General features: G+C 44.7%; 25 protein-coding genes and 3 tRNA genes. 10 read left to right on the top strand and 18 right to left on the bottom strand.

The window, feature by feature from the left end; all coding sequences use genetic code 11:
- Positions 1–19: 19 nt before the first annotated feature.
- The 3 genes from ICE89_RS01785 (at position 20) to ICE89_RS01775 (ending at position 2,110) form a co-directional block, all read left to right on the top strand.
- The gene (locus ICE89_RS01785; RefSeq protein WP_216264427.1) at positions 20–811 is read left to right on the top strand and encodes a TatD family hydrolase; all 792 of its coding nucleotides are present in this window, start codon (positions 20–22) and stop codon (positions 809–811) included.
- Entirely contained in the window at positions 808–1,479 is a 672-nt protein-coding gene (locus ICE89_RS01780) for an ankyrin repeat domain-containing protein (protein WP_216264426.1), read from the top strand. Before ICE89_RS01785 ends, ICE89_RS01780 begins: the two co-directional genes overlap by 4 nt.
- Before the next feature lie 109 nt (positions 1,480–1,588).
- Positions 1,589–2,110, top strand: a complete 522-nt coding sequence (locus tag ICE89_RS01775; RefSeq protein ID WP_216264425.1) for an ion channel — start codon at positions 1,589–1,591, stop codon at positions 2,108–2,110.
- Here ICE89_RS01775 and ICE89_RS01770 read toward each other — a convergent pair.
- From ICE89_RS01770 to hyi, 5 genes are all read right to left on the bottom strand, one after another.
- Positions 2,107–2,847 carry a DUF3108 domain-containing protein gene (locus ICE89_RS01770; RefSeq protein ID WP_255558622.1) on the bottom strand — a complete coding sequence of 247 codons (741 nt, stop codon included), beginning with the start codon at positions 2,845–2,847 and terminating at the stop codon, positions 2,107–2,109. The genes ICE89_RS01775 and ICE89_RS01770 overlap by 4 nt on opposite strands.
- A gap of 266 nt (positions 2,848–3,113) precedes the next feature.
- The gene (locus tag ICE89_RS01765; RefSeq protein ID WP_370623966.1) at positions 3,114–3,683 is read right to left on the bottom strand and encodes an HNH endonuclease; all 570 of its coding nucleotides are present in this window, start codon (positions 3,681–3,683) and stop codon (positions 3,114–3,116) included.
- An 83-nt stretch (positions 3,684–3,766) separates the two neighbouring features.
- Positions 3,767–4,351, bottom strand: a complete 585-nt coding sequence (locus ICE89_RS01760) for a YqiA/YcfP family alpha/beta fold hydrolase (RefSeq protein ID WP_216264424.1) — start codon at positions 4,349–4,351, stop codon at positions 3,767–3,769.
- Between the two features lie 9 nt (positions 4,352–4,360).
- Entirely contained in the window at positions 4,361–5,260 is a 900-nt protein-coding gene (gene glxR, locus ICE89_RS01755) for a 2-hydroxy-3-oxopropionate reductase (protein WP_216861932.1), read from the bottom strand.
- Positions 5,261–5,275: 15 nt separating this feature from the next.
- On the bottom strand, positions 5,276–6,055 hold the full coding sequence (gene hyi / locus ICE89_RS01750; protein ID WP_216264423.1) for a hydroxypyruvate isomerase: 780 nt from the start codon (positions 6,053–6,055) through the stop codon (positions 5,276–5,278).
- 162 nt (positions 6,056–6,217) lie between these two features.
- Here hyi and ICE89_RS01745 point away from each other — a divergent pair, with 162 nt between their 5' ends.
- The gene (locus ICE89_RS01745) at positions 6,218–6,817 is read left to right on the top strand and encodes a hypothetical protein (protein WP_216264422.1); all 600 of its coding nucleotides are present in this window, start codon (positions 6,218–6,220) and stop codon (positions 6,815–6,817) included.
- Between the two features lie 59 nt (positions 6,818–6,876).
- Here ICE89_RS01745 and ICE89_RS01740 read toward each other — a convergent pair whose 3' ends face one another.
- Positions 6,877–7,107 (bottom strand): hypothetical protein, encoded by a 231-nt coding sequence (locus ICE89_RS01740; protein ID WP_216264421.1) that lies wholly within the window; start codon positions 7,105–7,107, stop codon positions 6,877–6,879.
- Positions 7,108–7,190: 83 nt separating this feature from the next.
- Positions 7,191–7,637: a DUF4118 domain-containing protein gene (locus tag ICE89_RS01735; protein WP_216264420.1), complete on the bottom strand. Its 447-nt coding sequence runs from the start codon at positions 7,635–7,637 to the stop codon at positions 7,191–7,193.
- A gap of 44 nt (positions 7,638–7,681) precedes the next feature.
- Here ICE89_RS01735 and ICE89_RS01730 point away from each other — a divergent pair, with 44 nt between their 5' ends.
- Genes ICE89_RS01730 through ICE89_RS01720 form a run of 3 tightly spaced genes read left to right on the top strand, consistent with a single transcriptional unit; the run spans position 7,682 to position 10,421 of the window.
- Positions 7,682–8,560, top strand: coding sequence for a carboxylesterase (locus tag ICE89_RS01730; RefSeq protein WP_216264419.1), 879 nt, complete (start codon positions 7,682–7,684; stop codon positions 8,558–8,560).
- Positions 8,561–8,569: 9 nt separating this feature from the next.
- A complete protein-coding gene (locus ICE89_RS01725; protein ID WP_216264418.1) occupies positions 8,570–9,793 on the top strand; it encodes a TolC family protein in 1,224 nt (407 codons plus the stop codon).
- Between the two features lie 7 nt (positions 9,794–9,800).
- Positions 9,801–10,421 (top strand): hypothetical protein, encoded by a 621-nt coding sequence (locus tag ICE89_RS01720; protein ID WP_216264417.1) that lies wholly within the window; start codon positions 9,801–9,803, stop codon positions 10,419–10,421.
- Between the two features lie 84 nt (positions 10,422–10,505).
- On the opposite strand, the gene ICE89_RS01715 is transcribed toward ICE89_RS01720, so the two are convergent.
- From ICE89_RS01715 to gltX, 4 genes are all read right to left on the bottom strand, one after another.
- Positions 10,506–10,582 (bottom strand) — tRNA-Asp (locus ICE89_RS01715).
- A 52-nt stretch (positions 10,583–10,634) separates the two neighbouring features.
- Positions 10,635–10,710: transfer RNA gene (locus ICE89_RS01710), tRNA-Glu, on the bottom strand.
- 34 nt (positions 10,711–10,744) lie between these two features.
- Positions 10,745–10,820: transfer RNA gene (locus tag ICE89_RS01705), tRNA-Ala, on the bottom strand.
- A gap of 78 nt (positions 10,821–10,898) precedes the next feature.
- On the bottom strand, positions 10,899–12,296 hold the full coding sequence (gltX, locus tag ICE89_RS01700) for a glutamate--tRNA ligase (RefSeq protein ID WP_216264416.1): 1,398 nt from the start codon (positions 12,294–12,296) through the stop codon (positions 10,899–10,901).
- 65 nt (positions 12,297–12,361) lie between these two features.
- Between gltX and ICE89_RS01695 the strand changes: the two genes are divergently transcribed.
- The gene (locus ICE89_RS01695; RefSeq protein ID WP_216265002.1) at positions 12,362–13,327 is read left to right on the top strand and encodes an Hsp33 family molecular chaperone HslO; all 966 of its coding nucleotides are present in this window, start codon (positions 12,362–12,364) and stop codon (positions 13,325–13,327) included.
- A 4-nt stretch (positions 13,328–13,331) separates the two neighbouring features.
- Here ICE89_RS01695 and ftsB read toward each other — a convergent pair whose 3' ends face one another.
- From ftsB to ICE89_RS01675, 4 genes are read right to left on the bottom strand one after another with little or no spacing between them, the layout of a single operon-like run.
- Positions 13,332–13,637, bottom strand: a complete 306-nt coding sequence (gene ftsB / locus ICE89_RS01690; protein ID WP_216264415.1) for a cell division protein FtsB — start codon at positions 13,635–13,637, stop codon at positions 13,332–13,334.
- 20 nt (positions 13,638–13,657) lie between these two features.
- Entirely contained in the window at positions 13,658–14,944 is a 1,287-nt protein-coding gene (gene eno, locus ICE89_RS01685) for a phosphopyruvate hydratase (RefSeq protein WP_072582415.1), read from the bottom strand.
- A 41-nt stretch (positions 14,945–14,985) separates the two neighbouring features.
- Positions 14,986–15,849, bottom strand: coding sequence for a 3-deoxy-8-phosphooctulonate synthase (gene kdsA, locus ICE89_RS01680; RefSeq protein ID WP_216264414.1), 864 nt, complete (start codon positions 15,847–15,849; stop codon positions 14,986–14,988).
- Between the two features lie 9 nt (positions 15,850–15,858).
- Positions 15,859–17,520 carry a CTP synthase gene (locus ICE89_RS01675; protein ID WP_216264413.1) on the bottom strand — a complete coding sequence of 554 codons (1,662 nt, stop codon included), beginning with the start codon at positions 17,518–17,520 and terminating at the stop codon, positions 15,859–15,861.
- A gap of 111 nt (positions 17,521–17,631) precedes the next feature.
- Between ICE89_RS01675 and ICE89_RS01670 the strand changes: the two genes are divergently transcribed.
- A complete protein-coding gene (locus ICE89_RS01670; RefSeq protein ID WP_216263202.1) occupies positions 17,632–17,820 on the top strand; it encodes a superinfection immunity protein in 189 nt (62 codons plus the stop codon).
- A 173-nt stretch (positions 17,821–17,993) separates the two neighbouring features.
- A complete protein-coding gene (locus ICE89_RS01665) occupies positions 17,994–20,579 on the top strand; it encodes a bifunctional aconitate hydratase 2/2-methylisocitrate dehydratase (protein ID WP_216264412.1) in 2,586 nt (861 codons plus the stop codon).
- A gap of 82 nt (positions 20,580–20,661) precedes the next feature.
- Here the strand turns inward: ICE89_RS01665 and ICE89_RS01660 are convergent, their stop codons facing one another.
- From ICE89_RS01660 to ICE89_RS01650, 3 genes are read right to left on the bottom strand one after another with little or no spacing between them, the layout of a single operon-like run.
- Positions 20,662–21,492: a spermidine synthase gene (locus ICE89_RS01660; protein WP_255558620.1), complete on the bottom strand. Its 831-nt coding sequence runs from the start codon at positions 21,490–21,492 to the stop codon at positions 20,662–20,664.
- A complete protein-coding gene (purL, locus tag ICE89_RS01655) occupies positions 21,437–25,474 on the bottom strand; it encodes a phosphoribosylformylglycinamidine synthase (protein WP_216264411.1) in 4,038 nt (1,345 codons plus the stop codon). The genes ICE89_RS01660 and purL overlap by 56 nt, the downstream gene beginning before the upstream one ends.
- Before the next feature lie 21 nt (positions 25,475–25,495).
- Positions 25,496–26,170 carry an ABC transporter ATP-binding protein gene (locus ICE89_RS01650; RefSeq protein WP_216264410.1) on the bottom strand — a complete coding sequence of 225 codons (675 nt, stop codon included), beginning with the start codon at positions 26,168–26,170 and terminating at the stop codon, positions 25,496–25,498.

The following is a 26,170-nucleotide window of genomic DNA, read 5'->3' as shown; positions in this document are numbered from 1 at the left end:
CAGTTTAAAATAACGGGTCATGTTCATAGACTCTCATTGCCATCTCGATTTCCCGGAATTTCAATCCCGCCTACCCGAAGTATTGGGTAATATGCATTCGGCCAAAGTAAGTCATGCTTTGTGTGTATCCGTTGATTTGCCGGACTTTCCCAATGTACTTAAATTAGCGCAAGATCACCCAAACCTCTTTGCGTCTGTTGGCGTTCATCCTGATTACGAAGACACCCCTGAGCCTACCTTTGATTTTCTGGTTGAGACGGCTCTAAAGCACCCCAAAATCGTTGCAATTGGTGAAACAGGACTTGATTACTACCGCATGGGTGATCGTAGTTATGAGTCCATGGAATGGCAACGGGTGCGGTTTAGAACTCATATCAGAGCTTCCATCGCATCTAAGAAGCCCCTCATCATCCATACAAGGTCTGCCTCTGAGGACACCATCAAAATCCTCAAAGAGGAGGGTGCCCATCAAATTGGTGGGGTGATGCATTGCTTTACCGAATCCTACGATGTTGCAAAGGCGGCCATGGAAATGGGATTTTTTATCTCCTTTTCAGGGATAGTGACCTTCAAAAGCGCTAAAGAACTCCAAGAAACCTGTAAACAAGTACCCTTGGATAGAATGCTCATTGAGACAGATTCGCCTTATTTAGCGCCCATACCATATCGCGGCAAGACAAATGAGCCTGCATGGGTATCCAAAGTCGGTGAATTTATTGCCGATCTTAAAAGCGTATCCATTGATGACCTAGCTAAACAAACTTCAAGTAATTTTTATGAATGTTTTCAAATAGATAGAAAATTTTCATGAGAAATAAAATTAAGATAATTGTCTGTATTTTTTGCTTCTTCCTAAGCTTAAATAACTTCGCATTAGCTCAATCCGACGCTGATATTGCTGATTTTGCTAAAGCAGCCAAATTCAACGATGTCTCTACCGTTAGATCCCTAGTATCCAAAGGCGTTAACCCGAATTCAATCGATGCCAGGGGCGAGCTAATGCTGAATCTAGCCATTAAGGACAAGTCTGAGGATGTCATCACGTTTCTGGTGGCTAATAAGGCTACTGATGTGGATATTTCCAATAAATTCGGTGAAACACCACTCATGATTGCATCCATAGATGGCAATTTACCGCTTGTTAAAAGCCTCGTACAGCAACATAAAGCGCAAATTAACCACATAGGCTGGACGCCTTTACATTACGCATGTGCAAAAGGTCATCTAGAGATTGCCCAATATTTAATCGCCAACGGAGCTATTGTTGATGCTCTTAGCCCAAGCAATACAACGCCCTTAATGATGGCGGTTCAGTCTGGCAATGAGGCATTGGTTAAGTTATTGCTGGATAAGGGGGCTGATCTCCAATTACGCAACTCACAAGGATTTACGGCTATTGATATTGCGCTGATTTATGAGAAACCATGGATTGCGGAAGGCTTGAGTTCACGCTGGCAGAAGCTCTATAAGCAACCTTAATTAGTGCCAAAGGCCCTTAGTCAACTCAAATCCTGATATACCTTTCTGCGTATAATCATTATTATGTCAAATAAGATATTTTTGTAGTCCAACCCACTCAAGAACGATCATGCTTAGCCTTTTTCAAAATACTGACCTTCCTAGCTTTGCAACCCTATTCAATGAGATAAATGCAGACATGGGAAATGGTCAGATCTGGGTGATTGTCGTAAGTGCATGCCTGATGTTGGCTGTTCATGCGGTTGCCGTTCTAGGTATTGCTGGTGCATTTCATACTATCGATCAAGTCATGACTAGACGGCGCATTGTTGGAGCAAGCTTTCTGTCGTATTTCGTAGCCATACTCTTAGTTATTGCTATCCATTTAGCTGAAATCGTAGTTTGGGCCTACATTTGCGTAGCCTTAAAGGTGTTCCCAACCAACCCACAAACCTTTTACTTTGCCGGTGAAATGTATACGACTGTTGGATATGGTGATTACAAGTTAACAGAGCAGTGGCGCATTCTGCCCATCATCATCTCTTTTTCAGGGATTTTTGCAGTATCAATGTCAGGCGCTGCCTTGTACACAATGATGGGTGCACTACTAGGTCACAATAATCAAAATCCGAGATCTGGATCTGGTTTTTAGAATAAAGGCGTTACTACACTTGCAATAGGGTTCTTTTGCTTGAAAACCAGCTCAAGTACCCTTCCATTCGATTCTTGAGAACGAATTCGCCCTGGTAGCCACTCAAGGTCTTTTGCAAGCCAGATGTCTACCTGGCGCTTGTATGGGTCGTTTTCTCGTTGCATTAAGGCGTAATGACGATTTACAGCCTTGCCTAGGCTGGGTATATCCTCTGAAGTTACCTCACCATAGCTTTTAAAGTTCCACATCTCTAGGGTGTTGTAGTCAACCACCGGTATTTGCCGAATAGCCCCCGCTTCATCCAACTTGCTATCTCCATTCAATAATGAGGCCAGCTGGAACATTAGGCTGAAACGATCTTGGGTTCCAGGCAATATTTCAGGGGTGAACTCAGGTTTCTCGGAGAAGAACATCTGCCCTCGCCCACTTTCATTTCGATCAAAGCGCGAATAACGAGGGGGTTTTGTACCTCGTTGTGACCAATAGAGAATTGGGGCTATTCCATAGGAATCAACCGAGCCACGAGATTCAAAAACAAATGGGCCAACAAATGCATACGGGATATTGATATAGAGGCGATAGTTATTGCCATCAACCCTCCAATCGATCTCACCGGTTTGATACTTTTGACCATCCACGTAAGAGTCGTAATAAATGATGCCTGACTCGGGTAATTTAAAAGCTACACCCGCTTGATTGGAATCGCCTCCCTGCTGACCGGTTGTAGTTAAATTCAAGTCTTCAACCACGTTGGTCGATTCAGTTTTCTTTGGAATCTTCCTGGGGGATTTTGAAATTTGAATCTTCTTTGGGGGATCTACTTTTAGTTCGGTCCTAATAATTAAGTCATCTGCGATTGGCGCAGGTTCAGAAAAAGAGATGAAGGGGAGTCCAAAAAAAAGAATGAGATGTCCTAATACCGATAGCAGCAAAGCTGCAAAAATGATTCTGAAGGAATGTATCTTGGGAAGATGAAAAAAATTACACCACCCTATTCTCAAGCTCAGATCAGACCTTCTAGAAGGCGACTATTTTTAGGCAAATTAGCTGCGAGGAAGTCCATTTGGTCCGCCAAAATGTTGCGCCCTTTTAGAATCATGTCTTCATAGAGGCTGGGTAAATATGGCGTATACAACAGGGACATGCCGGCCTGCTCTGGAGTGCGATTGCCTTTGCGTTGATTGCAAGGCCTGCAGGAGATTACCAAGTTCATCCAACTGTATTTACCGCCGCGACTATTGGGAATGATGTGCTCGGCTTCTGCTTGGTTTTCGTGTATGGGGTCACCGCAATAAGCGCATAGTCCACGATCACGCTTAAACAGTTTATGTTTCGTAATTACGGGAACCACATCAAAGAGATTGATCTTGGCACTTCCCTTTACCGCAATGATGGAGTGCAACTCGATAATGGATTGTTTGCCAGTGGATCTTGAAATGCCACCGCGCATTTGGAAAATGGGGTCACCTAAGGTCCACAAAACGCTACTATCAGCATATTGTTTGGTGGCTTCTTCTGCATTAACCCAGCCCTGGGGAATTCCACCTGCGTCTAATTTCAAGATGCTCAGCACAAACTCTCCTTTCTAGACAGCGCAAATGAGCGGCAGTCGTTTAGATCATCTTACAGAAGAAGCGCGCAGCAATCAATCCACCATCAAGAGATGAAATTCAGAACTTTGGGTAAATGAACTGGGTAATCTGAAATACCATGGTCACCCCCATCAAGCACCAGCTGCTCTGAACCCTTGTAGAAATCAACCATTTCTTGCCAATCCAGGAGCTCGTCACCTTTTGCGGCGATTAGAAAATAACGCGACGGGTTACTAATCACACCAACCTGTAGCGCCTTTAGTTCGTCAATATATTCTGGGCGGAAATCGTAGGGCTCGTTGGTATCGTATGAGGTAAGCATTCCAACATGCGGCGCCAACTCTTTTGGCGCTCTGACTGCCGGGTTGAGAACTACAGCTTTACAGCCAAATTTCTCGGCCAAGTAGTTGGTGTAGTAGCCACCCAAAGAAGAGCCGATAATCACCAAGTGATCATGAGTTGATGCTTCAATATACTTTGTCACCATATCCATGCTGGCCTTTGGTGAAGCTAACAACTGAGGGCAATACCACTCAATTTGATTCTCTAATGTGGATAAGGCTTTTACTGCATCCCCCGTCAAGACCGCTTTACTCGATCTTGGGGAGGAGCGAAAACCATGCAAATAAACTACTAAAGTTGAAGGCATGGGATCGATTTATGCCTTTTGCCCAATTTCAAAGTTTGCAAGTTTCTCTAAAGCGCGCACCATTGCTGAATGATCCCAGGCCTTGCCACCATGAGCTGCACATGAATTAAATAATTCCTGTGCTGTAGCCGTATTGGGTAATGAAACACCCAAAGCTCTAGCGCTATTGAGAGCAAGGTTCAAATCTTTTTGATGCAATTCAATTCTGAAACCGGGATCAAAAGTACGATTGACCATTCTCTCGCCATGGACCTCCAAGATCTTAGAGCTTGCAAAACCACCCATTAAAGCCTGCCGTACTTTTGCAGGGTCAGCGCCAGCTTTAGAGGCAAACAAGAGCGCTTCTGCTACAGCCTCAATATTCAGAGCAACAATAATTTGATTGGCCACCTTAGCAGTTTGACCATCTCCATTTCCACCCACGAGATTAATATTTTTGCCCATCAACTCAAATACGGGCTTCACTTTCTCAAAGACACCCTCATCTCCGCCAACCATGATTGAGAGGGTAGCATTTTTTGCACCGAGCTCACCGCCAGAAACTGGAGCATCTAAGTAATCGCAGCCTAATGCATTTATTTTCTTAGCAAACTCTTTGGTAGAAATTGGGGATATGGAACTCATATCAACAACAATCTTCCCTTTGGTAAGACCAGCTGCTATTCCATTCTTACCAAACAGCACCATGTCAACATCAGGAGTGTCTGGGACCATAGTAAAAATAATGTCGGCTTTGCTAGCAACTTCTTGAGGTGAAGAGCATTGCACTGCAGATGAAGACGCTAGTCCTTCCGGAGCTTTGCTGCGAGTGTTGATAAACACTTCGTGCCCTGCATTGACTAAATGGCCTGCCATGGGCGTACCCATTATTCCCAAACCAACAAATCCTAGCTTTAATTGCTTACTCATAATGTCTCCGTATCGTTATTTATTTAGATTTTTAATCCAGTCTAATCCTGCTTCGGTATTAGATGCTGGCTTGTATTCGCAACCAATCCAGCCTTGATAGCCAATGCTATCGATGAACTGAAATAGATGCGGGTAGTTAATTTCTCCAGTACCTGGCTCATTTCTGCCGGGGTTATCCGCCAATTGAATGTGTGCAATTTTAGAAAGATTGGTTTCTATGGTTTTGCAGAGCTCACCTTCCATGCGTTGGGCATGGTAGATGTCATATTGAATAAATAAATTATCTGAACCCACTTCATTCAGAATATCTAAGGCCTGCTGCGTTCTAGATAAATAAAAGCCTGGAATATCGAATGTATTGATTGGTTCAATGAGAAGTTTAATATTGACTTCTTTTAAAGCGTCGGCTGCGTAACGTAAGTTTGAAATAAATGTTTTATGTAATAACGCTTTATCAGCACCGTCGGGAATTTTTCCAGCCAAACAATTTAACTGCTTAACATCCAGCACTTTTGCATGCTTAATAGCTTTGGCAACGCCCTCCTGAAATTCTGCAACACGATCTGGCAAACAGGCAATGCCGCGTTCGCCCGCATCCCAATCACCAGCAGGTAAATTATGAAGAACTAATTTGAGTTTATTTTGCTCCAGCTTTTGCTTGATATCCTCCGCAGAAAAAGCGTAAGGAAAAAGAAATTCCACAGCCTGAAATCCAGACTTCGCTGCTTTTTCAAAACGCTCCATAAATGGCACTTCATTAAAAAGCATGGTGAGATTGGCAGCGAATTGTGGCATTTAAATTCCTTGTAGACAAAATAAGGCAAAACAATGTGATGTGAGATATTAACAAAAGATGACTATTTAAGCCTCGTCAACGAATATCTGACTTTATGGGCCAATTTAGCTCTCAAAATAGGCTAAGATTGAATTTAGTACCTTTTACATATAAGGAAAATAATGAATACTAAATACGCTCCGATTGCTTTGATTATTGCAACCCTTTTTATTGGATCCTCTTCGGCTGTTGCTCAATCTACACCAGCGGCCAAGCCAACAGTGATCGATGCTGCCGTAACTGACAATCGTTACCAGCTATATGAAGGTGAAGTAGTGAAGATCGACAAGAAGACTCGCACTATTACATTTAAAAACAAGGAGGGCGAATCTAAGTTTGTTGCCGGTCCTGACATCACCAACTTTGCACAGATCAAAAAAGGCGATCGAGTTAGCGTAAGTTATGAACTTGCTGTAGCTATTGAGTTAATTAAGACCAAGAGCGATGGTGTTCGCTCAAAGGTTGAAACCAACACAGTAACCAAATCCAAGGCTGATGAAAAGCCATCCGAGACGATCACCAATAAAACAACCATCATTGCCGATATTGTTGAAGTGAATCGCGAGAAAAAACTAGTTTCCGTTAAGGGCCCAAGCGGCAAAATAACAACCGTTACTGTAAAGAACCCTTCTCTATTGGCTGATATCAACGTGGGTGAGCAAGTTAAAGTGATTTACTTTGATGCTATGGCAGCATCCATTAGCTCGCCAACAAAGAAATAGCTCACCTGACTCTGAGCTTGTATTTCACATCAATATAAAAAAATGATTGCAGTACAAGCTTATTTTTTGGTTTGTTTCTCAGGCTTAACCGCAGGAGCTAAAGCAGGTGCAACTGGCTTGCTTGGTTGAATATTTTGCGCTGGTGCGGTAACTGGGGGCAGCTTCTGATTGGCGCCACCTGGAGACGTTGGGGATGATGACTTCTGGAACGGATTAAAACCTAACCCCGCACTAAATGCAGATAAAGGTAGGCAGAGCACAAAAAGAGTGGCTATTAATCGTACGTACATTTGGAGCGTATTTTAGCACAAATAGACGTTTTTTGAAGCTAGGTCCTATCCACCCCATTTGCAAGCAGCTAAAAAGAGGGTTTTTAAGTAGGATTCCGCTCTTTTTTGAGATGAGCGCTGGCCTGACTGAGCATTTGAAAGTTGCTATTGCTTACTCTAATAACAAGAATAGCTTTATAGCGCTCCCTTTGTAACCATTCAATAACTCCTACGGCAATAAATGCAATGAGAATATAGGAAGCAAACACAAATGAATCTTGGGGGGTTGGCATATCAAAGGAATCAAATGGCGGAACAAAGAAAAAGAATGCCAACGGGATGGAGATAGCAATTGTTAAAAAGCTAGGGAGGTATCCATAAAACAGAGCAATGAGAATAGTATTTAGTATGAAAAATGTCATGGGCAAATTACCTTGCAGAAAGGGATGCAGGGTATACCTGATTGCAAAAGCAATAAAAACTCCACAAAAAGCTGCAAAATAGCCTTCGAGACCGGGCTTTGCCCAGCGCTTAGCGTTATTAATTTTCATGGTTAATAATATAACAACAAATCATCAAAACAGAATAATGTCGAATGACTGATCCAATACTAAATTCCGACCGCTGCCTTCTATTTCAGCAGGGAAGCAATGGGCATGCTGTTGTTCTGTTACCTGGGTTATGCGGGTCCGAACTAGAAATGGGCGCCATTCCTAGATTACTGAAACAATCAGGATACAGCTACGCCATTCCCCGGATTAAGGGTTATTCTGCGCATACCGGCATTACATCCTATAAAAACTGGATTGATGATGTGGAGCAATTTGTTATTGATTTGATGCAAATGCATACATCAGTATCGCTGGTGGGGCTCAGTATGGGCGCAACCCTTTCCCTGGCTGTTGCAGAGCGCAATTCATATATTCAAAGCTTGAGCTTACTTTCGCCAGTGCTTATTTTTGATGGATGGTCAGTCCCCTGGTATTACCCTCTTCTTAAGGCTATATATTTTCTGGGCATTCGAAATTGGCATTACAAGGAAACAGCCCCGTACGGAGTAAAAAACCTCGAAATGCGAAAGCACATCAAGAAAGCTGTGGAAGCCAACAGCGTCAGCGAGCTCGGGGCAGCTCATTTACCTGCAAGGCATTTGATTGAGTCTTTAAAATTAATTAAAGAAACCAAAAAAGACCTGCCTTCAATTAATTCAGATGTTTTGATTATTCATGCAGTTGACGATGAAACGGCTTCCCCCAAAAATCCTGACTTGATTCTTAATTCCATTTCATCCGAGACTAGACGTACGATTTGGCTGGGAAACTCGTATCACATAATTACAGTTGATAATGAGCGCGAGATTGTAGCCAATGAAACCATTAACTTCATAGCGCAATCCATCAAAAAAGAAGAGATCTCAAGAGAAACGAATCTTAATACCTCTAACTTAATAATTAGAAATCGTAATGAGAGTTAAGCAATGCAAATGCCCTCAAAATTTTTTACCTGTATTTTTTTAGCCTTACTCTATGACACACAAGCCGGGGCTCAATCACTTCCCGTCTTCCATTCAAGCAACACCCAATTCCGACCAATAGCGCTTTCTGCCTATATTGGCGAGGTGAATTTGGATAACCCAACAATAAAGATAAAAAATCTAAATTCTGATTCTGCGGCCTCAGTTGCAAAGCAAGCAGGTCGACCCTATATAAGCCCAATTTTGACCTATGTACGCGGCAGTATGTATACCCAAACGCCATACGTTGGATATACAAATCCGTCCTCAAATACTTACGGTGCCTCTATTACTGTTGAGGGTTGGGGTAAACGCTCCGCCAGGGAAGCTCAAGCGCAAGCTGACCTGAATCGCCAAATGGCTGAAGCCTTAACGGAAAGCAAGTCTGTTGAAACCCAGGCAATTTTTGCTTACATAGATGCCTTACGCACTAAATTACTGTGGCAGTCTTATCAAGCTTCAATTGATCGACTCAAGCCGTTTGCATCTGATGAGGCCTCAAGAAACAAGGCAGAGTTTCAGGTTGCTCAGGGCGTTCTTAGTAATGACCTTAAATATTATTCATACACTTTAGTGAGTTTTGTTGGCAATGCCGAGAAAGAATTGCCATTGCCTGTAGGCACATTAAATATGCCACCAGAAAATTTTAATGTGAAGACGTTGGTTTCAGAAGGATTGGAAAAAAGAACTGATGTGCGCCAAGGAAAGGCTTCAATAGATTCCGCAACTGCTAATTTAGAGACGATTAAAGCCAGTAAAGGGGTCGATCTAATGCCCGGTATTTACTATACTGAAACGCCCTCTTACTCTACAGGCGGACTTGATTATGGCGCTCAAAAATCGTTTAGTTTTTTATTATCCATACCTATAGGTAATGGTTTCATGATCGATTCTGATGTCATCGCGGGATCCAATTCGGTTGCAGAACAAGAGGTCAACTTAGTGGCCACTAAAACTAGAGTAATAACTGAGATTAACCAAACTTATTTGCAATATGAAGCGGCTAAAGAGCGCCTAGAGAGAGCCAATTTAGCCTATAGCATTACTAAAGCTTCCAAGAAAGTTGGTATACAGGCTGTTTTACAGCTCAGAGAGGCGGAATATGAGCTATTTGATGCGCGCACGGTTCACGCTAAAACGCTTATACTTTTGAAACGCCTTAGTGGTAATTTTGATGTCCCCAATCTGAATTGAGGTAACCATGCAATATTTCAAACTTTTCCGATACATAACTGCTGGTTACCTATGCATCCTCTCCCCTATTCTTGCTATAGCAGCAACAAGCTCCATCACCACTGATATTACCGCTCAAAATGCTGCTGCACAAAAAACTGCTGCTGCCGCTGCTGCACAAAAAACTGCTGCTGCCGCTGCTGCACAAAAAACTGCTGCTGCCGCTGCTGCACAAAAAACTGCTGCTGCCGCTGCTGCACAAAAAGCTGCTGCTGCCGCTGCGGTTCAAAAAACTACCGCAGTTGAGTCCGCCGCAGCTCAGAAGTCTGCAATAACTACCTCTGCTACTAAAACGACCGCCACCGCAAATACTTCTAACGCGATGAGCACAACACCAAAGCCTTCTACCAGTAGCGCCATCTCGGATACGAAGACCCCAACACAATCCAATCCCAGCAATAGCACTAGCAGCGGGAGCGCTAGCAGTACAGCCAATGCCCCTGCAAACCTAACATCAAAATCAATGCAATTTACTCCCACCTATCCATCAGTTAACGTAAATAGCTCTGTAGGAGCAGGGGCTAATTTTGGGGGTCCAACTGATTTAAATGCAAATTACATAACGCCTGCGCCTACTGCAACTAAATAAACATTCAGTAAAGAGGCGGGGAACGTATAAAGAATTATTTTTAATCAAGGAAAAGCCCCCGGTTAAGGGGGCTTTTCCTTGTCTTGGCGGAACGGACGGGACTCGAACCCGCGACCCTCGGCGTGACAGGCCGATATTCTAACCAACTGAACTACCGCTCCAAATACATCGCGTAACGCAACATCATACAGCTTTACTTCTACCAGAAGAATCTGGCGTCCCCAGGGGGATTCGAACCCCCGTACTCACCGTGAAAGGGTGATGTCCTAGGCCTCTAGACGATGGGGACCTGGACTACTCTAAATAAAACTATTTTAAATGCTTGGTGGAGATAAGCGGGATCGAACCGCTGACCTCTTGCATGCCATGCAAGCGCTCTCCCAGCTGAGCTATACCCCCTAAATCCCGCAATAAAACTACAAGACACTCAAAACAATCCAAGATTTTATCCTATTTTTGTGCAGATGCGCAAATTCTCTATTGGATAACCTTGGAAAGCCTTTTGACAGCTTCTTCCTTGCCCAAAACAACCAATACGGAATCAATGGCTGGAGTCTGCGTAGTGGCAAATAATGCGTATCTAACAGGCATTGCTAATGCTGGCATTTTGATTTGGTGCTTTGCCAATATTTGCTTAAAAACAGCCGCATAAGCTTCCTTAGTCGGCTCTGCAGATGAAATAGCTTCAACCAAATCTTTCAATGCAGGAATAACTGCTTCGGCAATATTTTCTTTGATTTGCTCTGGGCTTAAATTGGGTGCGGGCAAATAAAACAGCTTAGCCCCTTCTGCAATTTCAATCAAAGTATTTGCGCGATCTTTTAATAAACCAACTACCTGAACAAAGTCTGGGCCGGATTCTGTATCTATGCCCATCTCATGAGCAAATGGCTTAGTTGCAGCTGCTAGTTTGGCTGGTTCTGAATTCTGAATATATTGATGGTTTAACCAAAGTAATTTTTCTGGATTATGTTGGGCTGGTGAACGACCTAAACTTTCCAAATCAAACCAGTCGACAAATTGCTCTTTAGTGAATACCTCAGCATCACCATGAGACCAGCCAAGTCTTGCTAGGTAATTTAGGATTGCATCAGGAAGGTAACCTGCCTTTTGATAATCTCTCACACTCATCGCGCCGTTACGCTTACTCATTTTTTCACCGGCATCATTGAGGACGGTTGGCAGATGAGCATAGACAGGCGGGGTTCCTCCAAGCGCCTTCATGATGTTGATTTGTCTAGGGGTATTATTGACATGGTCATCACCCCGAATAACGTGGGTGATGTTCATATCCATGTCATCAATCACTACGCAAAAGTTATAGGTAGGCGTTCCGTCTGGTCTAGCAATAACAAGATCATCCAACTCATCATTACTAATTTCTATTTGACCTTTGACAGTGTCATTCCAAATGACTGACCCACCAATTGGATTCTTAAAGCGGATTACTGGGCTTACACCTTCGGGAACGGGCGGCAATGTTTTGCCAGGCTCAGGTCTCCAAAGTCCGTTATAGCGAGGCTTTTCTTTATTTGCCATTTGCTGATCGCGGAGTTTATTGAGCTCTTCTTCGCTCATGTAGCACGGATAGGCCAATCCAGAATCCAGCATTTGTTTTACTACTTCACGATATCGATCAATACGCTGCATCTGATAGATCGGACCTTCATCCAAATCAAGGCCGAGCCACGCCATCCCTTCGATGATGACGTCTACAGCTTCCTGCGATGAACGCTCAAGGTCAGTATCCTCAATCCGAAGAATGAAGTCGCCTTTATTGTGGCGTGCAAAGGCCCATGGATACAGAGCGCTGCGAAGATTTCCCAGATGAATAAAGCCCGTGGGACTTGGGGCGAAACGTGTACGAATATGCATAAATCACATTATCTCAGGTCAGGCTTACTATGACTAAAACCGAAAAAAAGTGGATACTTTGCCCTATGAATGAATTACTAGTCTTTATGTGTGATGGCGCCCCAGTTCGCGGGGAAATTGTGTCCATTGGGAGCGCCTGGCAGGCCGTTCTAGAGCGTCGTAATGACCCCCCTGCCGTCCGTCGGATTCTGGGCGACTTTGTTGGTGCAGCCACCCTTCTAAGTGCCAGCCTTAAATTTGATGGGACCCTCATTATTCAAGCGCAAAGCAAGGGTCCTATACAGCTTCTGGTAGTGGAATGTAAGTCTGATTTGTCCATGAGGGCTACAGTCAAGCTTTCAGTAGACCCCTCTGAAATAATGCCCAACGCAACCTTGGCCGATCTACTGGATGTGAGTGGCAGCGGAAGATTGGTGATCACCTTAGATCCGGCTGACCGTGAACCGGGGCAAGCCCCCTACCAAGGTATCGTAGCGCTACAAGATCATCAAGGAGCAGTCATTAAGCCGGTCACCAGTGCTGCAGAGGCTATAGCCCTGTATATGCAAAACTCCGAACAATTAGACACGCGCATTTGGCTTACTTCCAGCGATACCCATGTTGGCGGCTTATTGCTACAGCGTTTACCAAATTCTGGGGGTCATGCACATCTAGATCCGCAGGTTGCTGCTGAAGGCTGGTCACGTATCCAAACGCTTGGTGAAACAATTACTGATGAAGAACTGTTAACACTTCCACCAGAGACTATTTTGAGGCGTTTATTTTTAGAAGAGTCCGCCGAAAACGGTGTACGCAGCTTCCCTGCTCGCCCCATTCATTTTGCTTGTAGATGTTCTCGTACTAAGGTTGCGGATATCTTGCGAATGCTTGGCGAGGAAGAGGTTCAAAGCATTCTTGCGGAACAAGGAGTCGTGGAAACCGTCTGTGATTTCTGTGCAAAACCATACCGCTTTGATGCGGTTGATTGCCTGCAGGTATTTAAAACTGATTTACTGAGTGATGCCACAAGACCCCCATCCAGCGGGCATTAAAATATTACTGTTTGGTAGCTTGGGTGTTTGATATTTTATCTGTCGGCAAGATTTGCACGAAAAACTCACCTTCCTTAATTAAGCCATGCTCAACACGAGCACGCTCTTCAATAGCTCGAGTGCCATCCTTCAGATCTTTAACATCGCCAGATAACTTAGCATTACGAAGAGCCAAGAGACTATTTTTAGCCTCTTGAAGCTCTACTTGTCGCTCCATTTCGTAAACCTTTAACCATCCACCCTTACCCAGCCAAAGTGGGTACTGGATTGCAATGAGCAATACCAGCATAGAGTAGATGACAATCCGCATAAGCTATTAAGAACTCTGAGTTAGCGTTTGAGATTATAGAAAACAGATTTACCTGGATAAGTTGCCACATCACCCAGATCTTCTTCAATACGCAACAGCTGGTTATATTTAGCGATGCGATCAGAGCGTGATAAAGAACCGGTTTTAATTTGACCTGCGTTAGTGCCAACAGCAATATCTGCAATGGTGCTGTCTTCGGTCTCGCCAGAGCGATGGGAAATCACAGCAGTATAATTTGCCCGCTTAGCCATCTCAATAGCAGCAAACGTTTCTGTCAAAGTGCCAATCTGATTAATCTTAATCAGAATAGAGTTGGCAATGCCTTTGTCTATTCCCTCTTGGAGGATACGGGTGTTTGTAACAAACAAATCATCACCAACCAATTGAATTTTCTTACCAAGCTTTTTGGTAATGTCAGCCCAACCATCCCAATCACCTTCATGCATACCATCCTCAATCGAAACAATTGGGAATTGGTCTGTCAAGTTACCAAGGTAATCAGAGAACTCGCTTGAGCTTAATTGGAGACCTTCTCCTGACAAGTGATATTTACCATCTTTGTAGAACTCACTAGCAGCGCAATCCAGAGCCAATAGAACATCTTCGCCTGCCGTATAGCCTGCACCCTCAATTGCCTTCATGATGGTCTGCAAGCATTCGTGATTACTCTTGAAGTTTGGTGCAAAACCACCCTCATCACCAACGGTAGTTGGCATACCTTGAGCACCTAAGATCTTTTTGAGCTCATGGAAAATCTCTGCACCACAACGGAGTGCGTCACGGAAGTTTTCGGCGCCAACTGGCATCACCATGAATTCTTGAATGTCCAAACTGTTATTGGCATGAGCACCGCCATTCACGATATTCATCATAGGTACTGGCAACTGCATACCGCCAGATCCGCCAAAATAACGATATAAAGGCAGGCCCGCTTCTTCAGCTGCAGCTCTAGCAACAGCCATAGAAACCGCAAGCGTTGCATTAGCACCTAAGCGTGCTTTGTTATGAGTGCCATCTAATTCAATCAGAGTGCGATCAAGAAAAGCTTGTTCACTAGCATCAAGTCCAAGAATGGATTCTGCAATCTCAATATTGATGTTTTGAACAGCCTTGAGGACGCCTTTACCCAGGTAACGTGACTTATCCCCATCGCGCAACTCAATTGCCTCACGAGATCCTGTAGAAGCTCCAGAAGGCACAGCCGCACGACCCATAACACCTGACTCAAGCAAAACATCGCACTCAACCGTTGGGTTACCGCGTGAATCCAGGACTTCTCTACCGATGATGTCAACAATGGCGCTCATGCACCTTCTCCTTAAAACAATATGAAATGGGTTGTAATAATTTACTTAAAGCTGTCTTCTAAAAAACTTCCCGATGATTTAACAGCGCTGTCGATAGCTACCAAAGATTCAAGCAGGTCTTTCATGCGATCTAAAGGAACGGCATTGGGTCCATCGGATAGCGCTTTTGCTGGATCAGGATGGGTTTCCATAAATAGGCCGCTAATGCCGACCGCTACAGCAGCACGAGCCAAAACGGGTACGAATTCACGTTGACCGCCGCTAGAGTTGCCTTGACCTCCAGGCAATTGAACTGAATGAGTAGCATCAAATACTACTGGCGCGTTAGATTCCCGCAGAATTGCCAAGCTACGCATATCTGAAACCAGGTTGTTGTAGCCAAAGGAAGCGCCACGTTCGCAAACCATAAATTGATCTGGAAGATTTTTTTCTGCAGCAGCTACTCGAGCCTTCTCAATAACATTCAACATCTCGTGCGGCGAAAGAAACTGACCCTTCTTAAAATTAACGGGCTTGCCACTTTGAGCGCAGGCGCGAATAAAATCAGTTTGCCTGCATAAAAATGCCGGGGTCTGCAATACATCTACAACGCTAGCTACGGCAGCAATTTCGCTGATGTCATGAACATCTGTAAGCACAGGAACTTCAACTTGTTTTTTAACGTTAGCCAAAATCTCTAAGCCCTTATCCATACCTAAACCACGGAAAGACGTTCCTGATGAACGATTGGCTTTATCAAACGATGACTTGTAGATAAACGGGATCTTTAGAGCAGAAGTAATTTCTTTCAATTGACCGGCAATATCAATAGCTGATTGCTCTGACTCAATGACACAGGGGCCAGCAATTAAAAAGAAGCGATGATCTAGACCTACGTCAAAGCCACACAACTTAAATGCGCTCATATTCTTCCTTTATGCAGCTTGCTTTTCAGCGGCTTTTTGGCGCTCAAGTGCAGCACTTATAAAAGCTGAGAACAAAGGGTGCCCATCCCGTGGTGTTGAAGTAAATTCAGGGTGAAACTGCACACCGAAGAACCAAGGATGCATAGAGGTTGGTAATTCCATCATCTCCGGCAACTCTTCATTAGGGGTTCTAGCTGAAATAATCAAACCAGATTTCTCCAACTGAGGTACGTAGGTGTTGTTTACTTCATAACGATGACGATGGCGCTCATTTACCTCGGGACCGTAAATACGATGGGCTAAGGTTCCAGCTTTAACTGGACAGCGTTGCGACCCTAAGCGCATAGTGCCGCCCAAATCGGAGTCATTAGTCCGTTTCTCTACTCGCCCTTCTCTGTCCAACCATTCGGTTATCAGAGCAACGACAGGCTGTTTAGACTGGGGATCAAATTCAGTACTATTTGCCTTGGTTAGATTCGCAACATGTCGTGCAAATTCAATTACGGCCAGTTGCATACCCAAACAAATTCCCAAGTAAGGAACATTGTTTTCACGTGCATAACGAATGGCGGCAATTTTGCCTTCAGTGCCACGTTTACCAAAGCCACCGGGAACCAGGATAGCGTCGAGATTTTGTAGACACTCGATACCATCTTTTTCAATGACTTCGGAATCAATGTAATTAATATTGACGCGGGTATGTGTATGAATGCCGGCGTGACGCAAAGCTTCAATCAGTGATTTGTATGACTCCGTTAGCTCCACATACTTGCCAACCATACCAATGGTCACTTCGTGTTGTGGATTTGCCATTTCATAAACTAAATTAGCCCAAACAGAAAGATCTGCTGGCTTGGCTTTGAGATCTAGTTGACGGCAAATTAAATCATCCATGCCTTGGGCTTGGAGCATTTCAGGAATCTTGTAAATCGTATCTACATCCCAAACTGAGATTACCGCTTCTTCACGAACATTTGAGAATAAAGAAATCTTTGCACGCTCATCTTCAGGAATTGGTCGGTCAGCACGGCAGAGCAATACTGTCGGCATGATGCCAATTTCACGAAGCTTCTGAACAGAGTGTTGCGTTGGTTTAGTTTTTAACTCGCCGGCGCTATGGATATAAGGGACGAGAGTCAAATGAACAAAAGCGCAATCATGCAAAGGTAGTCGCAAGCTCATCTGTCTTGCGGCCTCTAGGAACGGAAGTGATTCGATATCACCAACGGTGCCGCCGATTTCGCAAATAGCAACATCTGCTTTGCCATCATGACTGGCTTTAGCGCCACGCTCTACAAAAGCTTGGATTTCATTTGTAATGTGCGGAATAACTTGGACTGTTTTTCCAAGATATTCACCGCGACGCTCTTTGCTGATAACTGACTCATAAATCTGACCAGTGGTGAAATTATTACTTTTGCGCATCTTTGCAGAAACAAAGCGCTCATAGTGACCCAAGTCCAAGTCTGTCTCTGCACCATCTTCAGTTACAAAAACCTCTCCGTGCTGGAGTGGGCTCATAGTGCCCGGGTCAACGTTGATATAAGGGTCTAATTTTAGGAGGGTGACTTTCAGACCGCGGGATTCAAGAATCGCGGCAAGCGAGGCAGCTGCGATTCCTTTCCCTAAAGAAGAAACCACACCACCAGTGACAAAAACGTATTTGGTCATCGCTTAAGCTCTGTTGGAAAAAGTAATTATAACGATAGCCATCAGGGGCGGGGGAATTTCAAAATCGTTAATATAGGATCTTATCTACCCAAATCTAATAATTTATTACCTATGCGCCTTTTATTTGCGATATTAATCACTATTCTCTCCCTCTTTTATTTCCTCCCTTTTGCCATTGCATTTCACAAAAAAAGGGCAAATACAGGGGCTATTTTTGCCTTAAACCTGTTTTTAGGATGGTCCCTGATTGGCTGGGTAATTGCACTGGTTTGGGCCCTCAAAGAAGAGCGAGTTGTGTAATTGCCCTTTTTTAGGTCATAGACCCAAATAAGGTCCTGATTTTGGCAATATTGCCTCTTTTTTAGGGTTTAAACTCTTATATAAGACTTAATTTAGCAACTATAATTTGGCAAAACGGGAGAGAATTCCCTTTTGGTCTTTCTATTGATCACCTTTACCTCATAGGAAACATAATGTTAGAAGCCTATAACGCCCTCGCCGCTGAACGCGCAGCCCTCGGTATTCCGGCCCTGCCCTTAACCAAGGATCAAACATCTGAACTGGTGAAGTTGTTGAAGAACCCACCTGCCGGTAAGGAAGCTGAGTTACTTGAATTAATCACCAACCGCGTTCCTGCTGGTGTTGACGATGCAGCTAAAGTTAAAGCTGAGTTCTTAGATGCTGTTGCCAAAGGTACAGAAAAATCCCCATTAATTTCCCGCGTACGTGCTACTGAACTTTTGGGCACGATGCTAGGTGGTTACAACATCAAACCTTTAGTAGAGCTTTTATCTGACTCTGAGTGTGGTGTTGCTGCTGCCGAAGCGCTCAAGAAAACACTCTTGATGTTTGATTATTTCAACGACGTTCAAGAACTTGCTGAAAAAGGCAATGCAAATGCTAAAGCAGTAATGCAAAGCTGGGCTAATGCAGACTGGTTTACTAGCCGACCCGCAGTTCCAGAAAGCATGAAGTTAACTGTTTTCAAGGTAACGGGTGAAACTAATACTGACGACCTTTCTCCTGCGCCCGACGCATGGAGCCGCCCTGATATTCCACTGCATGCAACCATCATGCTCAAGAACCCCCGTCCTGGCATTGAGCCAGATGAGAGTGGTGTTCGTGGTCCGATGAAGCAAATCGCTGCTCTCCAGAAAAAAGGTAATCAAATTGCCTACGTTGGAGACGTAGTAGGTACAGGCTCATCACGTAAATCTGCAACAAACTCTGTTCTCTGGTGGACAGGTCAAGATATTCCATTCGTACCAAACAAGCGTTTTGGTGGTGTTTGTTTAGGCACTAATATTGCCCCAATCTTCTTCAATACAATGGAAGATTCTGGAGCATTGCCAATCGAATTAGATGTTTCTCAAATGAATATGGGTGATGAGATTGAACTTCGGCCGTACGAAGGAAAAGTATTTAAAAACGGTCAGGAAATCACCACTTTTACATTGAAGTCGCCCGTCATTCTGGATGAAGTACGCGCTGGTGGACGAATCCCATTAATCGTTGGTCGTGGCTTAACTGCCAAAGCACGTGCTGCACTGGGCTTGCCTGCTTCTACTGAATTCCGCTTACCGGTTAATCCAGTCGACAACAAGAAGGGCTTTAGCTTGGCTCAAAAGATGGTTGGACGCGCTTGTGGCTTACCAGAAGGACAAGGCGTACGTCCTGGTACTTACTGCGAGCCGCATATGACTACCGTTGGCTCACAAGACACAACAGGCCCAATGACGCGAGATGAATTGAAGGACTTGGCTTGCCTTGGTTTCTCTTCTGATCTAGTAATGCAGTCGTTCTGTCATACCTCAGCTTATCCAAAGCCTGTAGATATTCGTACTCAACATGAATTGCCACCATTCATGACCAATCGCGGCGGTGTTGCCTTGCGCCCAGGTGATGGCGTGATCCACAGCTGGCTGAATCGCTTACTCCTGCCAGATACCTGCGGAACTGGTGGCGATAGCCATACTCGTTTCCCAATCGGCATTTCTTTCCCGGCTGGTTCAGGTTTAGTTGCCTTTGCCGCAGCTACAGGTGTGATGCCATTGGATATGCCTGAGTCTGTATTGGTCCGCTTTAAAGGCAAGATGCAACCTGGCATCACCTTACGTGACCTAGTAAATGCGATTCCTTTGTATGCAATCAAAAAGGGATTGTTGACTGTTGAGAAACAAGGCAAGAAGAATATTTTCTCTGGCCGTATTCTTGAAATTGAAGGTCTGCCTGATCTGAAAGTTGAGCAAGCCTTTGAATTGTCTGACGCTTCTGCTGAGCGTTCCGCTGGTGGTTGTACAGTTCACTTGAATAAAGAGCCAATCATTGAATACATGACATCAAATATCACCTTGATGAAGTGGATGATTGCTAATGGTTATGAAGATAAACGTACTCTTGGTCGCCGTATCAAAGCCATGGAAGCTTGGATTGCTAATCCACAACTTCTCAAAGCTGATGCGGATGCGGACTATGCAGAGATCATTGAAATCAATATCGATGAAATCAAAGAGCCTATCCTTGCATGCCCTAACGATCCGGATGATGTGAAAGTTTTGTCAGAAGTAGCTGGCGACAAGATTGATGAAGTGTTTATTGGCTCATGCATGACCAATATTGGTCACTTCCGCGCAGCTGGTCAGGTGTTACAAGGCAAGAAAGATATGCCAACCCGTTTATGGGTAGCGCCGCCAACCAAGATGGATGCTATGGTCTTGATGGAAGAAGGCTACTACGGCATGTTAGGCGCAGCTGGTGCCCGTATGGAAAGCCCAGGCTGTTCACTTTGTATGGGTAACCAAGCACAGATCCGCAAGGGTTCAACGGCTGTATCGACATCTACACGCAACTTCCCTAACCGCTTGGGTATCGATACTCGCGTGTATTTGGCTTCTGCTGAATTAGCGTCTGTTGCTGCCCTCTTGGGTCGCCTACCTACTCCTGCGGAGTATTTAGAGCAAGTGAAGGCGCTCGATGCTAAAGCTGGTGATGTTTATAAATACATGAGTTTTGATAAGCTCAAGTCATTTAGCGATGTTGCAGATACTGTGACTGTGTAATGAGAAACTGCCTCAACCTAGCAATGGGTTGAGAAGCAAAAAAGGCGATCGTGTGATCGCCTTTTTCTTTTGCTTCGAAGTATCAGATCGAGAGCTTATTTTCTTGTCGGGCGTTCTCCCGACTAATGCCCGATACCCATTTATTGGTAGGAAGCCCGGTTTTTTCAAGGATCAGTTTTGCCCTTTTTGAAACATCTTTCCATTCCGCCTCGAGCTTGGGACCCTTAAATGCAATCGCCACGACGTTGCAATCATGGGATTCTGGAAATAAGAGCACCCTGTTATCAAAAGCTTCGCAGATATTTTTAAGATTCAGATCAAAGCTTTTATGACGAGAGAATAAATTCACCGTCATGACGCCTGGGCCTTTGAGAATATCGTAGCAACCTTTATAGAATTCCAATGAACTTGCCGCAGGGCCATCGCAGATTGCATCATACAAATCAACCTGTACAGCATCAAAGTAGTCTTGATACTTTTTATTCTTGACGAATAGTTTTGCATCAGCTTGTAGAGTTTCTAAGCGGCGATCATCGTCAGGTGTAAAAAACATAGATCTTGCAGAAACGATTACAGCAGGATTGAACTCTACTACGGTAGTTTTCACAGCCGGGCAATATCGATGTTGAAATTTAGTTAATGCGCCCGTGCCTAAACCTAACTGGGCTAACCGCATGCCGGGCTTAGTCTCTAAAAACAAAAGCCAGGCCATCATCTGCTGGTTGTACTCTAAATAAATCTCACCTGGATCACGAATACGCATCGCACCCTGAATAGAGTCAGTGCCAAAGTGGAGATAGCGAACGCCGCCACTTTCAGAAAAAGTGACCGGCTCCATTAATCCGTCAGTAGACAACTTAATTCGCCCAACGACGGGCATTGCGGAATAAGCGTAGCCAAGGGCTAGCACCATCAGGGGTATCCAACCAACCAGGTGGACACCAGCTCATCTGTACAGCTCTAAATACACGCTCGGGATGAGGCATCATGACCATAAAACGACCATCGGGTGTCGTGACCCCAGTTAAACCATTGGGAGATCCGTTTGGATTCATTGGATAGATTTCTGTAGGGTTGCCTTGATGATCTACAAAGCGGAAAGAGGCCAATCCCTGTTTTTGAATCTGCTCTAAGCTGCCCTGTTGACTGAAGTTAGCAAATCCTTCTCCGTGAGCAATCGCAATGGGTATCTGACTACCTTCCATGCCTTGGGTGAATATGGAAGGCGAGGCCATTACTTCAGCCATTACTAAGCGCGCTTCATATTGCTCTGATTGATTGCGTGTAAATTTAGGCCATGCTTCCGCTCCCGGAATAATTCCTGAGAGGTTACTCATCATTTGACAGCCATTACAAACGCCTAACGCAAAGCTGTCTTGACGCTCAAAGAACCTAGAAAACTGATCGCGAAGCTGTTGGTTGAACAGAATTGTTTTTGCCCAGCCCTCTCCAGCACCCAATACGTCTCCATAACTAAAGCCACCACAAGCAATAAGCCCTCTAAAGTCTTCTAATTTAGCCTTGCCACTGAGCAAATCTGACATATGGACGTCATAACTATCAAATCCAGCCCAATTAACGGAATAAGCCATTTCAACATGGGAATTAACGCCCTGCTCTCGCAATATGGCCACTTTAGGGCGTGAGTTCTTAGCGATAAACGGCGCTGCAATATCATCAGAAGGATTGAATGTGAGTTTAGGATTCATGCCTGCATCGGCAATATTGTCCAAGAGCGAGAATTCACTATCAGCACAGGCAGGATTGTCACGTAAACGCGCTATTTGATAGCTAGTGTTAGTCCAGATCTTTTGAAGTACTTCACGCGGTTCAGCAAATATATTTTTAGCATCACGCCAAATTTCAATTCGACCGTTGGTATTGGGTTTGCCGATCACATGGCTATGAGCACTTAAACCTAACCTTCTCAATACAGCAAACACTGCATCACGATCTGCTTTGCGAACCTGAATTACTGCGCCTAACTCTTCATTAAATAACGCACGCATGGTTTGCTCATGGCGACGACCAGATACCTGTTGCGCCCAATTCTTGGCGTCACCATAATCAGGCTCTTGCCCAGCATCCCTAGCGATCATATCTACGTTAAGCGAGATGCCGCAGTGGGAAGCAAAAGCCATTTCAGCAACAGAGGCAAATAATCCACCATCAGAACGGTCATGATAAGCCAAAAGCTTATTCTCTTTACGCAATTCAATAATGGCGGCAGCCAAAGACTTCAAATCTTCTGGGTGATCAATATCAGGCGCTGATTTTCCGGACTGATCAAGCACTTGAGCCAAGATACTTCCTGCCATGCGATTCTTGCCACGCCCTAAATCGATCAAGATCAGCTCAGTCTCTTGTGGAGATCCGTCTTTACCCTTCAACTGCAGCAGTGGTGTCAATGTTTTACGGGCATCTAGCACAGATGCAAAAGCAGAGATAATTAAAGATACGGGTGCGACTACTTTCTTGGCTTCATCACCATCTTGCCATGCGGTAGACATAGATAGAGAATCTTTGCCAACTGGAATCGATATTCCAAGCGCAGGACACAGTTCCATGCCAATTGCTTTAACGGAGTCATAGAGCTTGGCGTCCTCGCCAGGAGATCCGCATGCTGCCATCCAGTTTGCCGAAAGTTTCACGCTTTCAAGGCTGGCAATATCTGCAGCCAAGAGATTGGTAATCGCCTCACCCACTGCCATGCGTGCAGCAGCTGGTGCGTCTATAACCGCTAATGGGGTTCTTTCACCCATCGACATTGCTTCACCACAATAACCCTTGTAATCCATCAGAGTAACGGCGCAATCAGCTACAGGAATTTGCCATGGCCCAACAAACTGGTCTCTAGCATTTAGACCGCCAACAGTTCTGTCGCCAATCGTAATTAAGAATGATTTGCTTGCTACGGTGGGTTGCTGCAGAACCCAAGCAATTGATTGCGCAAGATCAGCATCCGTTACATCTAGCTCTTTAAACTCCTGGGCAACTCTTGTAACATTGCGGTGCATCTTTGGAGGCTTGCCAAGCAAAACTTCCATCGGCATATCAATTGGCAGCACCGCATCATCAGATGAGGACTGCTTTGAGTCGCTTAATTTCAGCTGACGTTCTGCGATTGCTTCGCCAACTACCGCAAAAGGACAACGCTCACGTTCGCAAAATGATTTAAACAAATCCAAATCTTTTGCATCAATTGCCAAAACATAACGTTCCTGCGATTCATTACACCAAATCTCTGCAGGACTCATGCCACTTTCTTCGAGTGGAACACTCCGGAGTTTGAATGAAGCCCCCAATCCAGCGCCATCCGCAAGCTCCGGGAATGCATTTGATATACCACCCGCACCCACATCATGTATAGACACAATTGGATTATGCTCACCAAGAGCGCGGCAGGCATTAATCACTTCTTGTGCGCGACGCTCCATTTCTGGATTGCCTCGTTGTACAGAATCAAAATCAAGATCAGCAGTATTTGTCCCGGTTGCAACAGAGCTACCTGTAGCACCGCCCATACCAATTCGCATGCCTGGACCACCCAATTGAATCAATAAGTGCCCTGCCTGAATTGTTTTTTTTGCAGTGTGGATTGAATCAATGCTTCCAATGCCGCCGGCAATCATGATGGGCTTGTGATAACCACGACGTGTGCCATCCAATGTTTGCTCAAAGACTCTAAAGTAACCACCCAAAATTGGGCGGCCAAATTCATTATTGAATGCAGCGCCGCCTAGTGGGCCTTCAATCATGATTTGTAAAGGTGTAGCGATGCGCTCAGGCTTGCCGTATTTCAGATTCTCCCAAGGAAGATCTGTGCCAGGAATATTTAAATTAGATACTGAGAAACCGGTAAGGCCAGCTTTAGGACGTCCGCCTATACCAGTGGCACCCTCATCACGAATTTCACCGCCCGCACCTGTAGATGCGCCAGGAAAAGGAGCGATCGCAGTCGGGTGATTATGAGTCTCCACCTTCATAAGGGTATGGACCATGCGCGTATCCTTTTCATAGCGTTGATCATCACCTTGAGGAACCCAGGTTTCCGCTTCGCAGCCAACCATGACTGCAGAGTTATCGGAATACGCAACAATCGTTCCCTCTGGATGCAATTGGTGAGTATTGCGGATCATGGCAAATAAAGATCGCTCTTGATCATCCCCATCAATTGTCCAGCTGGAATTAAAAATCTTATGCCGACAGTGCTCACTGTTCGCTTGAGCGAACATTATCAGCTCAACGTCTGATGGGTTGCGCTTGAGTCTAGTAAAGTTTTCAACAAGATATGTCACCTCATCATCCGACAAGGCAAGGCCCAATTCTTGATTTGCTTTATCGAGAGCAGACCTACCTTCAGTCATTACCGGTATACGTGTTAACGGCTTGTCTTCTAGTGATTGGTATAAAGCAATAGCAGCTTCAGTTGAATCAATCACAGCTTCAGTCATTCTGTCGTGAACCGCAGTCAGCACTAATTGTTTTTGCTCTGGTGTCAGCGCTTTTTTGCTCTTCCATGAAAATTGAGCGCCACGCTCAATACGCAATACATCCAATCCACATTGACGAGCGATATCTGTAGCCTTACTGGCCCATGGAGAAAGTGTTCCAAATCTTGGGATAACAATGACATCTTGATTCTCGGTCTTACCACTTCCAAACCAAGATTTTCCTGGATGTATTTTGGAATGAAATGGCTCGCCATAAGTTAATAAACTGGCCATGACTTCTTGGTCTTTGGCATTTAGCTCAGCCTCTGACCATATGAAATGAAGGTATTGAGCTTCAATGGACTCAAGATCAACCCCTTGAGCGGCCAAAGCAGTCAAAAGTCGCTGCTGGCGGAAGGGAGAAAGCGCATCAGCGCCGGGCAAAAAGTGGAAAAAAGACATCCCTAGATTATAAGGTTTTGCCTACACCAATCGACCGCCTTGAAGGTGTAATTGCCGCTGGCACCGATCTGCTAGGGCTTGGTCGTGGGTGACCAAAATAAGGGTGGAATGATTGGCTCGATTTAGCTCAAAAAGTAGCTCAATAACCCGATTTCCGCTAACCTCATCCAAGCTCCCCGTGGGCTCGTCAGCAAATAAAATCTCTGGCTTCATGATGAAGGCCCTAGCTAGCGCTACCCGTTGCTGCTCTCCGCCAGACAAGGTCTTGGGGAAATGGTTGGCTCGCTCGCTTAAACCCACCTGTTCTAGGCAGGCCAATGCATTTTCCTTAGCCTTCCCCATCCCATTTAGATCGGCCGGAAGCATGACGTTTTCAAGGGCTGTCAAATGAGGCAACAATTGAAAAGATTGAAATACAAAGCCAACCTTTTGTCCCCTTAATTTCGCCCGTCCATCTTCATCTAACTGATTGAGATTTTGGGCAACCAATTCAACATAACCACTAGAGGGAGTATCTAAGCCGGCTAGAAGACCGAGCAAAGTACTTTTCCCAGAACCCGATGCGCCAGTAATAGCAACACTTTCGCCATCAAAGACATCAAAGCTAATGTCGTGCAAAATAGTTAATGATCCATCGCTAGATAAAACTTCTTTACCTAGATGTAATGCTCTAAGGACCTTGACTGGAATACTCAT

This window comes from Polynucleobacter sp. AP-Kaivos-20-H2, from assembly GCF_018882215.1.
GTDB lineage: Bacteria > Pseudomonadota > Gammaproteobacteria > Burkholderiales > Burkholderiaceae > Polynucleobacter.
The sequence above is the reverse complement of the archived record's forward strand: the minus strand, read 5'-3'. Positions and strand labels throughout refer to the sequence as shown.